The 14,846-nt window shown below is 55.5% G+C and carries 11 protein-coding genes and 1 riboswitch; of the genes, 4 read left to right on the top strand and 7 right to left on the bottom strand.

Annotation, left to right across the window (positions count from 1 at the left end; all coding sequences use genetic code 11):
- Positions 1-42: 42 nt before the first annotated feature.
- From MHH78_RS04340 to biuH, 5 genes are read right to left on the bottom strand one after another with little or no spacing between them, the layout of a single operon-like run.
- Positions 43-1,113, bottom strand: a complete 1,071-nt coding sequence (locus tag MHH78_RS04340) for a ring-opening amidohydrolase (protein WP_341166699.1) — start codon at positions 1,111-1,113, stop codon at positions 43-45.
- On the bottom strand, positions 1,110-1,862 hold the full coding sequence (locus MHH78_RS04335; protein ID WP_341166698.1) for an ABC transporter permease: 753 nt from the start codon (positions 1,860-1,862) through the stop codon (positions 1,110-1,112). The genes MHH78_RS04340 and MHH78_RS04335 overlap by 4 nt, the downstream gene beginning before the upstream one ends.
- Positions 1,859-2,668, bottom strand: a complete 810-nt coding sequence (locus MHH78_RS04330) for an ABC transporter ATP-binding protein (RefSeq protein WP_341166697.1) — start codon at positions 2,666-2,668, stop codon at positions 1,859-1,861. Before MHH78_RS04330 ends, MHH78_RS04335 begins: the two co-directional genes overlap by 4 nt.
- A 14-nt stretch (positions 2,669-2,682) precedes the next feature.
- Positions 2,683-3,696, bottom strand: a complete 1,014-nt coding sequence (locus MHH78_RS04325; protein ID WP_341166696.1) for an ABC transporter substrate-binding protein — start codon at positions 3,694-3,696, stop codon at positions 2,683-2,685.
- A gap of 24 nt (positions 3,697-3,720) precedes the next feature.
- Positions 3,721-4,404, bottom strand: a complete 684-nt coding sequence (gene biuH / locus MHH78_RS04320) for a biuret amidohydrolase (protein WP_340751069.1) — start codon at positions 4,402-4,404, stop codon at positions 3,721-3,723.
- A 505-nt stretch (positions 4,405-4,909) separates the two neighbouring features.
- A riboswitch (cyclic di-GMP riboswitch) is annotated at positions 4,910-5,002 on the top strand.
- A 107-nt stretch (positions 5,003-5,109) separates the two neighbouring features.
- Between biuH and MHH78_RS04315 the strand changes: the two genes are divergently transcribed.
- The gene (locus MHH78_RS04315; protein WP_341166695.1) at positions 5,110-6,729 is read left to right on the top strand and encodes a flagellar assembly protein A; all 1,620 of its coding nucleotides are present in this window, start codon (positions 5,110-5,112) and stop codon (positions 6,727-6,729) included.
- A 30-nt stretch (positions 6,730-6,759) separates the two neighbouring features.
- On the top strand, positions 6,760-7,734 hold the full coding sequence (locus MHH78_RS04310; protein WP_339311958.1) for an aldo/keto reductase: 975 nt from the start codon (positions 6,760-6,762) through the stop codon (positions 7,732-7,734).
- Between the two features lie 97 nt (positions 7,735-7,831).
- On the opposite strand, the gene hcp is transcribed toward MHH78_RS04310, so the two are convergent.
- Complete coding sequence (gene hcp, locus MHH78_RS04305; RefSeq protein WP_155991602.1) at positions 7,832-9,484, bottom strand: hydroxylamine reductase; 1,653 nt, start codon at positions 9,482-9,484, stop codon at positions 7,832-7,834.
- 131 nt (positions 9,485-9,615) lie between these two features.
- Between hcp and MHH78_RS04300 the strand changes: the two genes are divergently transcribed.
- Together MHH78_RS04300 and MHH78_RS04295 are read left to right on the top strand one after the other, a co-directional pair.
- Positions 9,616-10,320: a Crp/Fnr family transcriptional regulator gene (locus MHH78_RS04300; protein ID WP_036728116.1), complete on the top strand. Its 705-nt coding sequence runs from the start codon at positions 9,616-9,618 to the stop codon at positions 10,318-10,320.
- 30 nt (positions 10,321-10,350) lie between these two features.
- Complete coding sequence (locus tag MHH78_RS04295; protein ID WP_341166694.1) at positions 10,351-11,742, top strand: aldehyde dehydrogenase; 1,392 nt, start codon at positions 10,351-10,353, stop codon at positions 11,740-11,742.
- 12 nt (positions 11,743-11,754) lie between these two features.
- Here MHH78_RS04295 and MHH78_RS04290 read toward each other — a convergent pair whose 3' ends face one another.
- Positions 11,755-14,718 carry an ABC transporter substrate binding protein gene (locus MHH78_RS04290; RefSeq protein ID WP_341166693.1) on the bottom strand — a complete coding sequence of 988 codons (2,964 nt, stop codon included), beginning with the start codon at positions 14,716-14,718 and terminating at the stop codon, positions 11,755-11,757.
- Between the last annotated feature and the right edge of the window lie 128 nt (positions 14,719-14,846).

The following is a 14,846-nucleotide window of genomic DNA, read 5'->3' as shown; positions in this document are numbered from 1 at the left end:
TTTCCTTTAACTTAAATTTTTAGTTCAATCTATATAGCTCTGCTACCTGCGGCGGAACACAGCCGCCACCGGTCCTCCGCCCTTCGGCCCCTGATGCTCGCCTCCGCCGGAGACGTAGATCATCGGATCGCCGCCGACATAGGCCAGCACACCGCCGACTACAGCCCGCGCATGGCGGGTATGATTGATATCCGAGTCATCCAGCATGATATGGCGGCGTCCGCGGATGAGGCCATCGGGATCGGCTTCAGCCTTGGCCAGCACCTGCACCAGCTCTTCACCGGGATAACGGTCCAGCAGGCCCTGAAGCGCAGCGCCATCCACAGCATCCTGCATCACGGCATGGTCGATGTGGTACGGGCCGTCCGCAGACAGCGAGTTCCCGAACACAATCACTTCGCAGCAGGACAGCTCACTGCCCGCCGAAGTGGAGGCTACCGCGCTGAATTGAGTCCAGTCCGTGCAGATATCTTCCTCCTGTAGAGACGCACGATCCACCTCACCCAGCGCGACCCCGGCACCCAGTGCAGAAGCTCCTCTGGAATAGCCCATCGATTTATAAGTATCCTCTGTGACGAGCGAACCCTCACGGCTGTGTGCCTCATAGATCTGCTCAGCGGTAAGCAGCGGACATTTGATCTGTACAAAATGCACATCCTCCGGTGAGGTGATGCCTGCATCCATGACTGCCCGGGCCACGGCATCAGCCACTTCGTCCACCTGAGGCAGCCGTCCCAGTTCCTCCGGCCGGAAGCTCCGGGTTCTTGCCACACCAATGGCGAGTGACTTCAGGCCATCAGCGGCCACCCCCGGCTCCCCCTGTCCGCTGCGGCTGATGACCGTGAAGTGCGGGCTGAGCACCCCTTCCGTACCGCCGGACATCACATAAGAGATGTCGGCAGCTCCTCCTTTTGCCGCTTCAGCGAAGAAGCCTTTCAGGGCCATCACAGCATAACCCCGTGTAAAATCATTCACACAGCCGTTTCCCTCCGTCTTCCCCAGCACCGCGACCACTTCCTCCGGCCGGAACAGGCCTGCTTCCACCGCTGCGCTTAATCCCGACATATCATGCGGCGCGCCTGCCGGGATTCGAATGACCGAGCAGTTCATCATAGATCATCGCTCCTTGTCCAGAAAATAACCCGTTTCTCCAGCAGCCCGATACACCAGAACAGCAGCAGGCCGCACAGCGCCGAAGCAATAATGGCCGAGAACATCACCGGCGTATCCATATGATAGGAAGAGACAAGCACCACATAACCCAGTCCCTTATTCGCTCCGACAAATTCGCCGACTATGGCACCCACTATGGCGAGCGAGGTGGAGATTTTGAGGGCAGAGAAGATATAAGGCAGACTCGTCGGCAGACGCAGCTTCCAAAAGATTTCGCTCTTCGTCCCTTTGTAGGTGGAGAACAGCTCCCAGGCTTCGTATTCAATGGCCTTAAGCCCCTTGACACTGTTCACCAGAATCGGGAAAAAACAGATCAGCATCGAAGCGATTACCTTCGAGGTATACCCGGTCCCCAGCCAGACGACCAGCAGCGGGGCCAGCGCCACCAGCGGCGTAGTCTTAAGGGCGATGGCCAGCGGGAACATCCCTTTCTCAATCGGCTTGGAATGAACAAAAATCACTGCGGTAGCCAGGCCGAGGATATTGGCGAGAATGAACCCGGTCAGCGCTTCGCCCAGCGTAACCAGCGTATGCGACCACAGCGAGCCATTGATAGCCGAGACTACCTGCGTAGGCGCAGGAAGAAGATACATAGGAACCGACAGGAGACGTACCGCCAGCTCCCAGAGAAGCAGGAAGCCAAGCGCAAACGCGACCGGGTACAGGGTATCTTTGATTTTGACCGTCATAGATGCTTCACCCGCTTTCTCAGTTCCTTGACAATCCGGTGGAATTCCGGCAGCTCCTCCATGCCCGCCTCACGCGGGGAGGGCAGCGTCACCGGAATGATATCCGTCACACCGGCAGGCCGGGGAGACATCATCACGACCCGGTCCGACAGCAGCGCGGATTCATGGATCGAGTGAGTGACCATCACAATACTGCTTAGACTGGTCTCCGGGCTCTCCCACAGCCGCAGCAGCTCAAAATTCAGCTTCTCGCGTGTCAGCTCATCCAGCGCGCCGAACGGTTCGTCCATCAGCAGCACCGTCGGATCGGCCGCCAGGGCCCGGGCAATCGCTGCCCGCTGCTGCATCCCGCCGCTGAGCTGATGCGGGAAGTGGTTCAGATAATCCTGGAGGCCGACCAGGCGCAGGGCACTTTCTGCTTTTTCACGTGCCTCGGCTTTGCTGAACTTCTTCTTCTCGCCTAGCTCAAGCGGCAACATTACATTCTGCAGCGCGCTGAGCCACGGCATCAGGACAGGCTTCTGGAAGACCATGCCCAGGGACAGATCAGGTGAAGCATACGCCACCTCTCCACCGGCCTCCGGGCTTAACAGCCGCAGCATCAAGCGGAGTGTTGTGGATTTCCCGCAGCCGCTTGGTCCAAGAATCGAAATGAACTCATTGCGGTATACATCAAGGCTGACCTTATCCAGCACAGGCACGTTGCCGAAAGAAAGAGAGCAATTGCGCAGGGAGAGCATGGTTTCCCGGGTACCGGGATGCCGCGCGGCGGCAGCATCCAGCTGTGCTTTGATCGCTGTTGTCATTATCGGGTCCCTCCTTATTTCAAAAACTCGTTGGTGAACAATCCGCCGGTGTCCTGTTCCTTTTTCACAAAGCCCAGCTCGACCAGATTCTTCTGCAGTGTCTCCCAGGACGCCTCGTCCATTGAGCCCAGCGGGAGCTTTTCCGGATCTAGCAGCGGAATGCTGGCCTTCATCATATTGACCTCATGCTTCAGATCCAGCTTCTCGCCATACTTCAGTCCGAATTCCGCCGCCTCCTCCGGATGCTTTACTGCATAATCCCAGCCCTGCATAGAGGCCTGTACGAAGCTGGCGACCATCTCCGGGTCCTTCTTGATGATAGACTCCGTAGTGAACAAGGTATCGGCATAGAAATTGATGCCATAGTCGTTCGGGTCGATAATATTTACTTCCTTGCCCTGCTCCTCTACAGCCAGCACTTCATTAATGACATAGCCGGGCCAGGCCTTGACCTGACCGGTCAACAGCGGACTCAGATCGTATTTGACCGGCATCTCTTCGATTTGCGAAGGGTCGATACCCGCGCTTCTCTCCATGGCCCGGAAGGTCAGCTCTTCGTTGCCGCCCAGCTTGATGCCTACCTTTTGCCCGACAAGATCCTCCATCGTCTGGATCCCGGACTCCTTGAGCGTGAACATGACGAACGGGGTTTTGCGGTAGATCGCAGACAACGCTTTGACCGGAACGCCTTTCTCTCTGGCGATGACAACCTGGTCGGCACCCGTAACTCCGAACTCCTCACTGCCGGAAGCCACCATCTGCACAGCCGGGAAATCCGAGCCCCCCGGGCGGATCTCAACATCCAGCCCCGCTTCTTTATAGAAGCCTTTTTCCACCGCGGTATAAAAGCCGGCAAACTGCGCCTGGTGAATCCACTTCAGCCGGAGCACTACTTTCTTCAGCTCGCCCGAGCCTTCCGCTCCCTGGCCTTCGGCCTTACCGGCTTCCGTATTGTTACCGCAGGCAGTCAGGAGCAGCATTAGCGAGGTTAACAGCATCAGCGCTTTCGTTCTGGACTTGTTCCACATAGTTATTCCCCCGTTATGAATGATTTAGTATTGCTCCAGCGCACGCAGCACCGCTTGTGAATCACTTACACTGCCGAACACCCCGCCCTGCATTTGAACCATACTCAGCGCCGCCAGGTGATTCGCTTCATCCGTCGCTCCCGTGCAATCCGCAAGGATCAGACACTCGTACCCACGGTCATTGGCCTCCCGCATCGTGGTGTGTACACAGACATCGGTAGTAATACCGGTCAGAATCAGATGGGTAATTCCTTTATTCTTCAGGATCAGGTCCAGGTCCGTTGCATAAAAGCTGCCTTTGCCAGGCTTGTCTATAATGTACTCTCCGTGGGCAGGCGCCAGCTCCTCAATGATCTGCCAGCCGCGCTCCCCCCGCACGAGGATTCGTCCCGCCGGTCCTTCGGAGCCGATCTCGGCCCCGATCTGGCGGCTGCGCCACCGCTTGTTCGCGGGCAGATCCGACAGATCCGGCTTATGCCCCTCGCGGGTATGGATCACGGTGAAGCCTTCAATCTCCCGGATACGTGCCAGCAGCCGCTGAATGGGCTGAATCGCCCTAGCTGTTAATGAGAGGTCATAACCCATTCTCTCGACGTAACCGCCCTTGCCGCAAAAATCCGTCTGCATGTCGATAATCATCAGCGCTGTCTTCGCCGGGTCCACAGCCCCGTCATAAGGCCAGATGTAAGGTGTTGCTGCAATCTGCATAGTTTATGCTCCTCTCCTGATGTCGCTATCTCTATTAATGTTATATTAGTTAACATTAATTCGCGTTTCCTTGGTATGAGTTAGATTATATTACAATGAATTTGCGATGTCTTCGGTTTTATTACGAAATAATATACTGAATGTTTGTGTTTATTTACATAGTTAACGCATACATAACATCATCACTCGCAATACCGCTTATCAAAAAAGAACACTCCGAGTCTTACCAAGCCCAGGGTGTCCCAACAGTTGAATGCTCACACTTTCCTCCCTCTGCCTCTTCCATAAGCTGTAAGTGCTGGGAAACCAGTTTTTTTGTCGAAATAGAGCTGCATATTTCGAGTTTTTTGATAAATAGGCATAATATAGTTGAAAAATAGCTCTTTAAGTACTAGAATTAAGCTTGTTTGCAGAAGTTAATGACGCGTAAGAACTATTTATGACTCTTTTTGTCGATTACAGTCGACCATAACTCCCCACCTCTACAGGATGTATGTCATTGATCTATTTCTAAAGGCAAACTCCCCGAAAGGGCAGGACGCAAAGCTATGGGCCTAAGAACGCCGGAATCTGCGTTTACGGTTGCCAGGCTGCCAATAGAGACCACTTAAGCCAGCTGCTCAGGAGGGGAAGCCTCCCAGGCTTGATGATGTTCTTTTTCTGTACGAATTGCCATTGATCATACGAAAAAGTGAGGTTACAACCATGCCGCAGCAGGATATCGAACCAAGCCGATATGAATTCGTAGAGTCCCTGATGCTCGAACGTAAAGGTCTCCTGGATTCATTCTCTGTGGAGGGCCGAGCTTCTGACGGGACAACTGGAGATAAGAATGGAATTATCCTCGTGCAGGACAACCAGATATTCATTACTCCCCCGCTCCCCGGAGGTGCTCCCGCCCGCATTTCTGCGGTCCACCCTGTTGTCCTGAAGATCAACTGGAAGACCGTTACAGAGCCAACTGAGGTGACCAGAGCGGATTATATCACTTGGGAGATCTGTGAGAAGCCGCAATATGAAATTACCGTATCGCCTGACAAGCTCAAGGTCCACTTCACTTTATACCGTGCAGAGAAGTACGCCTGGAATCTGGTCAACTGCCCCGCCGCCTTCGAAGCGGTCGTCCGTGCCCAGCCCAATCCGGCGATGCTGCTGTCCACGCTCACCATAGAACAGATTATCGCCTCACTGGACAACCGTTTTATTCTGCGCAACCTGAACATTCCCGCCCTGTACGCGGAGCTGGAGAACCCTACATATCTTCCCGTATGCATCGCTGAAGGCAGATCCCCGCTGCCCGGCAAGGAAGCCCGGCTGGAATTCCTGCTGCCTGAGCATACACTGGAGGGGAACCGGATGCTTCAGGGACAGGGAGCCCGGGGTCAGAAGCCTGCGGAACCCTTGGAGTATCTCCGTTTCCCGGGAGCCCCCTTTGCCTTTGCAGGCGAAGTCTTCGCCCGCAAGCTGCCGCCGGAAGAAGGCATTCCCGGCCTCGACACAGACGGAAGGGTCCTGCCCCCTCCCCCGCCGCAGGATATCTACTTTGCTGCCGGTAATCATGCCAAGCTCCTTCCCTGTGGTAATATCGTGGCCCGGCATACCGGCAGACCCCGCATCTGCGGAGGAAACGGCAGCGTCCGGATATGTGACTTCCCTCCGGTCAGTCTTCTGGCCAGAGAGATGACAGATCCTGCGGGCGATGTTATGTTCGCAGGTGACATCATTGTACCGGGAGATCTGGAAGGACCTGTACGAATTGAAGCCCTCGGGAATGTGTACGTCTATGGCGATATCCGCCAATCTACAATTATAGCCACCGGCAGTATTTACGTTAGCGGCCAGGTCACCGGCAGCGGCCTGTACGCCGGACACGCCGGGGTAATGCAGCATCGTCTGCACAGCCTCGCATGCCTGCTGCGGACAGAGACGGACGGACTGCTTGAGGCAGCGCGCCAGCTGGCCAAGAATGTGGAATCCCGCCAGCAATCCGTGAATTACGGCCTGGTAGTCATGCTGCTGCTGGAGGATAAATACAGCCACTTGGGCAGCCTGATCCGTGATCTTCAAGCTGCGCTAAGCCGTATGAACGGGGCGTTCGGCTCCGGCACGGACCAGCTCTGGCAGATGCTTGAGGTATTCGCCCATCCGGGACAATTCACCGGGTACATTACTGACAGTGTACTAAGCCGCTTCTCCAGGCTGCTGCTTAAGCTGGGTGAGGAGATTGAGCTGCTCCAGGAGGAGCATGCGGTGATTAATCTCGCCCGGTCACAGGACAGCCGCCTGGAGTCCGGCGGCAAGCTGCTTGTGCGTGATTCCTGCTAAGACTACTACTAGATGAGGAGAAGTTAGAACATGCGATATAACCGTCTGGGCAATAGCGGCCTGCAGGTGTCCGCCCTGGGTCTTGGAACCAATTCCTTCGGCAAACGGGCAGATCAGGAGACCTCGGTCCGCATTCTGCACACCGCTATGGATCAGGGCATCAATTTCATCGATACCGCCAATATCTATGCCGGATCTGAATCGGAGCGGATCATCGGCCTTGCGCTTGAAGGCAAACGCCATAACGCAGTGCTGGCGACCAAAGCCGGATTGCCGAAGCATGAGGGACCCGGTGGCAGCGGCTCTTCGCGCCATCATCTGATGCAGGAGCTGGAGGGCAGCCTGCGCCGGCTGAAGACCGACTATGTGGATCTGTATCAGATTCACACCTTCGATCCCTACACACCGCTGGAGGAAACGCTGCGTACGCTGGATGATCTGATCTCCGCAGGCAAGGTGCGCTATATCGGAGCCTCCAATTATGCCGCCTGGGAGCTGATGAAGGCGCTTGGAATCAGCGAAGCCCGGCACTTCGCGAAATACATCTCTATCCAGTGCAGCTATTCGCTGGCTGACCGCACGCCCGAAGCGGAGCTGCTTCCGCTCTGCCTGGATCAGGGTCTGGGCATCATCCCATACTTCCCTCTGGCGGGCGGCATTCTTACCGGCAAATATACTGGCAGCAGCAAAGCCCCTGCCGGCTCCAGAGCAGAGACCGATCCGAACTTCCGCCGCTTCCTTACCCCGGAGCGCATCTCGCTCGGGGAGCAGGTTCAGGCCATTGCGGAGGGACTGGGCACCTCACCTGCAGCTCTATCCCTGGCCTGGCTGATGAACCGGCCCGCCGTCTCCACGGTGATTGTCGGTGCAACTACAGTAGAGCAGGTACAACATAATCTGCAGAGTCTCTCCGCTTCAACGGATGCGGGAATACTTGAGCAGCTTGACCAGGCCAGCGCCGCCTTCCGCACCAGCGAGCCGTTTGCAGTCTACCGGCTGCCGTAAGCGCTGACGGTGACGTTCATATCCATATACAAAAGCGAGCCCCCTTATACGGAGACTCGCTTTTGTGTATTTTGGCTAATGCTGAAGCTGTATTGTATTATACCGCAGCAATAAACCGCTCCATGTCTTCCTGTACGGTAGTAATACCGCCGATACCGAAGGTATCTACCAGAACCTTAGCTACATTAGGCGACAGGAAGGCCGGAAGTGTAGGACCCAGGTGAATGTTCTTCACGCCCAGATGCAGCAGCGCCAGCAGTACAATCACCGCTTTTTGCTCATACCAGGCAATGTTATAGGAGATCGGAAGATCGTTGATGTCTGCAAGACCGAACACTTCCTTCAGCTTAAGCGCTATAACCACAAGAGAATAGGAGTCATTGCACTGGCCGGCATCAAGCACGCGGGGAATTCCGCCGATATCGCCAAGCGCCAGCTTGTTATATTTGTATTTGGCACAGCCGGCGGTCAGGATCACCGTATCACTCGGCAGCTCTGCTGCGAAGTCGGTGTAATAATTCCGGCTCTTCATCCGCCCGTCGCAGCCGGCCATGACGAAGAATTGCTTGATGGCGCCGCTCTCTACCGCTCCAACCACCTGATCCGCGACATTCATTACAGCCGCATGCGCGAAGCCGCCGATAATCTCGCCTGTCTCAATCTCCACCGGAGCGCTGCAGCTCTTGGCCTGCTCAATCAGCGCCGAGAAATCCTTCTCTCCGTCCGCGCCTGCCGCGATATGCTGAATTCCCGGATACCCGGTGTTGCCTGTCGTGTACAGCCGGTCTTTGTAGCTGTCCTTCGGCGGCACAATACAGTTCGTAGTCATCAGAATCGGACCATTGAAGCTGGCAAATTCCTCATTCTGCTTCCACCATGCATTGCCGTAGTTGCCTACGAAGTGGCTATACTTCTTGAAGGCCGGATAGTAGTGGGCCGGCAGCATCTCACTGTGCGTATACACATCCACTCCGGTACCCTCGGTCTGCTTCAACAGCGCCTCCATATCCTTGAGGTCATGACCGCTGATCAGAATACCAGGGTTCGTGCCTACCCCAATATTGACTGTGGTAATCTCCGGATTGCCGTAGGCTGCGGTGTTCGCACGGTCAAGCAGCGCCATCACATCCACGCCGAACTTGCCGCATTCCAGCACCAGAGCCGTCAGCTCACCGCCGCTTAGATTGTCATCCAGTGCTGCAGCCAAGCCTTTCTCCATAAAAGCATGTGCTCCTGCTTCATAGAAGCCCAGTACCGCAGCATGCTCCATGTAAGCAGCCATTCCCTTCAGGCCATAGGTCAGCAGCTCGCGCAAGGAACGGATATCCTCATGCTCCGTAGCAAGCACACCGACGGTTGCCGCCTTGTCCATCAGCTCTTCATCAGTCACTGCATTCCAGTTCGCTGCGTCATGCTCCGACAAATAGGCCATCACTCCGGCATCAGCCACTCTGCTGCGCCACAGATCCCGCAGGGCCAGTCCTTCCCGGACCTTCGCGTTGAAATATTCCGGCACAAAGTTAGCATTGGTAATCGTAGCGAACAAGCTCTCTATGATAAATTTCTCCGTCACCGGATCAGTAATCCCCAGCTCACGCCCGCTGCGCGCGAAGATGGCGATGCCCTTGAGTGTATACACCAGAAGATCCTGCAGCTTAGCTACCTCACTGGTCTTGCCGCACACCCCCTGAATCGTACAACCCGTCCCCTTAGCTGCCTCCTGACACTGGAAACAAAACATTTCGCTCATTACCTGATCACTCCTTATCATTAATGGAATCGCTCTGTGCCTCGCCTTTACAGTTACCAATAATTGTAGTAGACTTTCGTCTATCAATCGGTAACGAATGTTACCAATCACAACACATCGGGAGGAAAAGTATGAGACCGGAGCCCGCTTCGCTGCAATCCTGCCTGCTATTTCGCGGAAAGTCCGCAGATGAGATCGAACAGCTGCTGCATACACTGGCTTACGCTGTCAGCTCCTACCATAAGAATGCGATTATTCTGGCAGAGGGTGATCCGGCGGACCGGCTTGGGATTCTGCTCTCCGGCCGCATTGAGGTGCAGAAGACACACCCTACCGGCAGCAGTGTAACCATCGCCCACCTGAAGGAAGGGCAGACCATAGGCGAAGCTGTATTATTCCGCAGGAATAACACCGTGCCCGCCACCGTCACAGCCACTGGCCCCTGCAAGGTGATGTTCATCAGCAAGCAGGAGCTGCTGAGATTATTCGCGGCCGACACCGATATCCTCACCCGCTTCATCGAGAATCTGTCCGAGCGGCTGGTGCTCGTGAACCGGAAGATCGAGAACCTGTCCGCCGGTCCGCTGCGCCGCCGTATCGTAGACTTCCTGCTGGAGCAGGGAGAGCAGCAGGAGTCCGATCGGCTGAAGCTCCCCTTCAGCCGGAAGGAATGGGCCGAGCATATGAATACAGCCCGCCCCTCCTTGTCGCGGGAGCTGGGATTCCTGCGCGACCAGGGCTGGATCGAATTCAAGGGCAATGAAATCACCCTGCTGAACCGGAGCCGGATGCATGATTACATCCAGACTCTGCCCTCTTCGGCAGGCAATCTATAGGAACCGCAAATAACCAAGGAGGATACAAGCATGCCACCATACACTGCACAACAGATCGACCGGCTGCTGGCTGAGCATAGACAATGGTTCGCCAGCGGAGTCACGAGAACCCCCGGCTTCCGGCTGGAGCAGCTTCAGAAGCTGAAGGATGCCATCTCACGCAATGAAGCCCGGATTATCGCTGCACTGAACCAGGATCTGCATAAAAGCGAATTCGAGGCTTACGCCACAGAGATCGGATTCACGCTCGACAGCATCGGCTATATGATGAAGCATCTACGGCGCTGGATGAAGCCGGTGAAGGTAGGCTCACCGCTGCACCTGTTCCCGGCACGGAGCAGAATCATAGCCGAGCCTTACGGGACGGTGCTAATTATCGGGCCGTTCAACTACCCGTTCCAGCTGCTGATTGAGCCGTTAATCGGCGCCATTGCCGCCGGGAACTGCGCCGTACTGAAGCCCTCCGAGAGCACCCCCGCTACCTCCGCTGTCATTGAGGACATGATCCGGGAGACCTTTGATCCCGCCTATATCCGGGTAGTACAGGGCGAGAAGGAAACGACGAATCTGCTGATTCATGCGGCGTTCGATTATATTTTTTTCACCGGGAGTGTGCCTGTCGGCAGAATTGTCATGGAAGCGGCGGCGAAGAACCTGGTACCCGTCACCCTTGAGCTGGGCGGCAAAAGCCCAGTAATCGTAGACCGGAGCGCCGACCTGGAGACTGCAGCGAAGCGGATTGTCTGGGGGAAGCTGATCAATGTGGGACAGACCTGTATTGCGCCTGATTATCTGCTGGTCCATAGGGAGGTAGCAGCCGAGCTGATTGAGCGGATGAAGCGCTGCGTCACTGATTTCTATGGCACAGACATCCGGCAGAACACAGACTACGGACGAATCGTGAATGAACGCCAGCTGCGGCGGATCGGGGAGATTCTGGAGCGGGACCGCGATAAGCTGATTCTGGGCGGGACGGTCATTCCCGGGGAGCTATATATCGAGCCGTCTCTGATCTATCCGGCGGCCTGGAGTGACGCTTCCATGGAGGATGAGATCTTCGGGCCTGTGCTGCCGATTATGGAGTATACCCGGCTGGAGGAGGCCATCCAGAGCATCAACGCCCGTCCGAAGCCACTCGCTCTCTATCTGTTCACCCGCGATAAGCAGGTGGAGCAACAGGTGATGACCGAGGTGTCCTTCGGCGGCGGCTGCATCAACGATACCATTTCCCATGTAGCCAGCACCCGGCTGCCGTTCGGCGGTGTCGGGAATTCCGGGATCGGCGGCTACCACGGCAAATACAGCTTCGACCTCTTCTCACATCACAAAAGCATTGTTAAGCGAGGCACCCGTCTTGACCTCGGCATTGTCTACCCGCCCTACGGCAGCAAGGTCAAGCTGGCGCGGAAGCTGCTGAAATAGCGCTAACTTACCTCAACCCGCCATCCGCCCAGCGACCCAGCCCGCGACCTCTTTCTCCGGAATAGGCTTGCTGATATAGTAGCCCTGAATCTTGTCACAGCGGGTCCGCTCCAGAAAAGCAAGCTGCTCCGGGGTCTCCACCCCTTCAGCCGTAACGTTCAGTCCCATATCATGGCCGATGGTGACGATGGAGCTGGCCAGCGACCTATTGTTCGGGGTATCGATGCTGTCGATGAAGGACTTGTCGATCTTCAGGGTAGTAATCGGGAGCTGCTTCAGATAGCTGAGTGAGGAATAGCCCGTTCCGAAGTCATCCAGCGCAATGCCAATGCCCCTCTCCTTGAGCGCCTCCAGCTTGGAGCTGATCGCCTCGAAGGATTCCATGAAGATCGATTCCGTAATCTCCAGCTCCAGATGCTCCGGCGCAAGCCCGGTATCCTCCAGCACGCTCAGCACCATCTCTGTGAAGTCATCCTGCATCAGCTGAATGACGGAGATATTGACCGAGATATGATAGCCCTCATAGCCCTGATTCTGCAGCTCCTTGGTGAACCGGCAGGCAGCCCGCAGCACCCACTCCCCTATGGGGATGATCAGGCGGCAGTCCTCGGCAATGCGGATGAAGGATAAGGGGGAGACGAAGCCGAGCACCGGGCTGTTCCAACGGATCAGCGCCTCGAAGCCCCAGAGCTCACCGGAGCCGGTATCCACCAGCGGCTGGTAATGCAGCGACAGCTCATTATTGGATACCGCGCTTCTTAAGTGATTCTCAATAATCATCCGTTCGTCAAAATACTGCTGCATCTCCTGCCCGTAGATCATATAGCTGCCTTTGCCCGCTTCTTTGGCCTTGTACATGGCAATGTCTGCATTCTTCAGCAGCTCCTCCGCACTCTTCCCGTTCTCCGGGTATTGGGCAATCCCGATACTGGCCGAGATATGCACCACACTTGCATGAAGCTGGAACGGCTCCATGAAGCCCTGTACCAGGGAATCCGCATAGCGGATCACCTCTCCTGCTTCCGCCACATCCTTGAACAGAATCACAAACTCATCGCCGCCGAAGCGGAAATGCTTACTGCGCCCGTCAGAGCGGCTAAGCAGCCGTTCCCCGACCTGAACCAGCAGCTCATCCCCGAAGGTATGGCCCATGGAGTCATTAATGTACTTGAAGTTATCGAGATCCAGGAAGAACAGCGCCGCATGGCCGCCGGAATGCTCTTCAATGAATTGTTGCAGCTCCTCGGCTAACGACAGCCGGTTCGGCAGACCGCTAAGCACGTCATTATAAGCCAGCAGCCGGTATTTCTCCTCACTGGTCTGCAGCAGCGCCTGATTCTCCACCACCTTGTTATACTGCTCCAGCAGCTCATCCTGTAGGGCTGTCAGCTCCTCATAGGTCGATTCCAGCTCCTGATAGCTCGTCTGCAGCTTACTCTCATAACCCTTGCGGTCCGTGACATCCACCATTGACCCGGCAAACCGGATATATCCGCCGCCCGCATTACGCAGCACCTTGCCCCGGGCCTGAAACCACTTGTATTCGCCTGCCTTGCTCCGCATCCGGTATTCAGCGTAGTAGTAAGAAGAACGACCCTCCAGATGCTGGATGCGCAGCCGGTTCTCCTGCTCGGCATCCTCCGGATGGAGAATATCCCGCCAGCCGCCGCGGCTCTCATTCAGCTCATCCCGGGCATATCCTAGCACCTCATACCAGCTGTCCGAGAAATAATAGATCATCGTAGACATATCAACGTCCCAGATTACCGCATCCGAGCCGTAGGTTGCCAGGCTGAAGCGTTCATTGCTTTTTTCCAGATTGCTTCTGATCCTTCTGACCAGCTGCACATAGAATAACAACACCAGAATGAAGACTACCAGCACCGCAAAAGCTGCCACGATGCTCAGCACCAGCACCTTGTAGGTCTGATAAAAGGAGAACGGCTCGTTAATCACTTCGCTGCCCTCCGGCAGCTTATCCGGTGATATCTTGAACCGCTGCAGCTCATTGTAATCAAACACCTTGCGTACATTACTGTCGGTCACCACCGGGATATCCCCGGCACGCTCCCCCTTCAGGATACGCAGCGCCAGATCGGCCGCCGTCTGCCCCTGCCTTCTGCCGCTGATCAGGCTCCCGCCGAAGGCGCCGTGGTTCAATGCAAAATCATAGATATGGTACACCGGAACACTGCTGCTCTTGCCCAGCTCGCTTGCGAACCTGTCGAATTCCACAATTCTTCCGGTAGAGTCACTATAATATGTAGTCATGAGCACAATACTGTCCGGGGACAGCGCCGCTGCCGTGGCTGTGATCTGTTCCATGGACAAGCGGTTCATGGGGAACAGCTCAAGCCCCGGATTCAAGGCGCTAATCTGATCCATCACCATCCGGCCGGTTGACAGTCCGCTCTCCGAATTATCGAAGACGACATACACCTTTTTCAGCGAAGGATTAAGGTCCATGGCCATACGGATGGTGGGTGCGGCATCTATTTTCTCAATAACGCCTGTCATGTTGCTCTGGTCCTCGATACTGGACACCCCCAGCTCGTTGACCCCGCTGAAAATAATCGGAGCATCGTTCAGAAGCTCATGGCGGTACTTCATTGCGAAGCTCAGCGCCGCATCGTCCGTTGTAATGATCGTATGAATAGGGATGTTCTGATACTTGAAGCGGATGGTTTCGTAGAAATGTTCGAGGTTACCCTGCGTGGGGTACCTTTTCCAGTCCATATATTCAGTGTAGATGACGGGGGGATTAGCTGTGCCCTTGAGACGTTCCTCTATTCCGGCACTTTGGTCATCGGTCCAGGCAAAACCCTTGTGATAGGAATGCAGCACCAGCACATTCCGGGCGGGAAGCTCCTCGGCTGCGGCGAATGCAGCTCCTGCCGGGCCTGTTGTACACAGGAAGATCAACAGAGGCACAAGCAAGCTTCTTAACAACCTGAGATGAATATGTTCTACACTCATTCGCACACTCCCGTTCATCTATCTCATAATCGGAATCTGACAAGTAGAAGGATAATGTATTCATGGGGCTTCATTACGGGGACTGCTTTGATACAATTATAGGGGGTAAAGGTGTTTTTAGAAACAAC

It is taken from the genome of Paenibacillus sp. FSL H3-0333 (assembly GCF_038002805.1).
GTDB lineage: Bacteria > Bacillota > Bacilli > Paenibacillales > Paenibacillaceae > Paenibacillus_AQ > Paenibacillus_AQ silagei.
The sequence above is the reverse complement of the archived record's forward strand: the minus strand, read 5'-3'. Positions and strand labels throughout refer to the sequence as shown.

Coding starts and splice junctions, on each gene's coding strand:
- MHH78_RS04340 (WP_341166699.1), bottom strand. CDS start 1,113: ATGATGAACTGCTCGGTCATTCGAATCCCGGCAGGCGCGCCGCATGAT.
- MHH78_RS04335 (WP_341166698.1), bottom strand. CDS start 1,862: ATGACGGTCAAAATCAAAGATACCCTGTACCCGGTCGCGTTTGCGCTT.
- MHH78_RS04330 (WP_341166697.1), bottom strand. CDS start 2,668: ATGACAACAGCGATCAAAGCACAGCTGGATGCTGCCGCCGCGCGGCAT.
- MHH78_RS04325 (WP_341166696.1), bottom strand. CDS start 3,696: ATGTGGAACAAGTCCAGAACGAAAGCGCTGATGCTGTTAACCTCGCTA.
- biuH (WP_340751069.1), bottom strand. CDS start 4,404: ATGCAGATTGCAGCAACACCTTACATCTGGCCTTATGACGGGGCTGTG.
- MHH78_RS04315 (WP_341166695.1), top strand. CDS start 5,110: ATGCCGCAGCAGGATATCGAACCAAGCCGATATGAATTCGTAGAGTCC.
- MHH78_RS04310 (WP_339311958.1), top strand. CDS start 6,760: ATGCGATATAACCGTCTGGGCAATAGCGGCCTGCAGGTGTCCGCCCTG.
- hcp (WP_155991602.1), bottom strand. CDS start 9,484: ATGAGCGAAATGTTTTGTTTCCAGTGTCAGGAGGCAGCTAAGGGGACG.
- MHH78_RS04300 (WP_036728116.1), top strand. CDS start 9,616: ATGAGACCGGAGCCCGCTTCGCTGCAATCCTGCCTGCTATTTCGCGGA.
- MHH78_RS04295 (WP_341166694.1), top strand. CDS start 10,351: ATGCCACCATACACTGCACAACAGATCGACCGGCTGCTGGCTGAGCAT.
- MHH78_RS04290 (WP_341166693.1), bottom strand. CDS start 14,718: ATGAGTGTAGAACATATTCATCTCAGGTTGTTAAGAAGCTTGCTTGTG.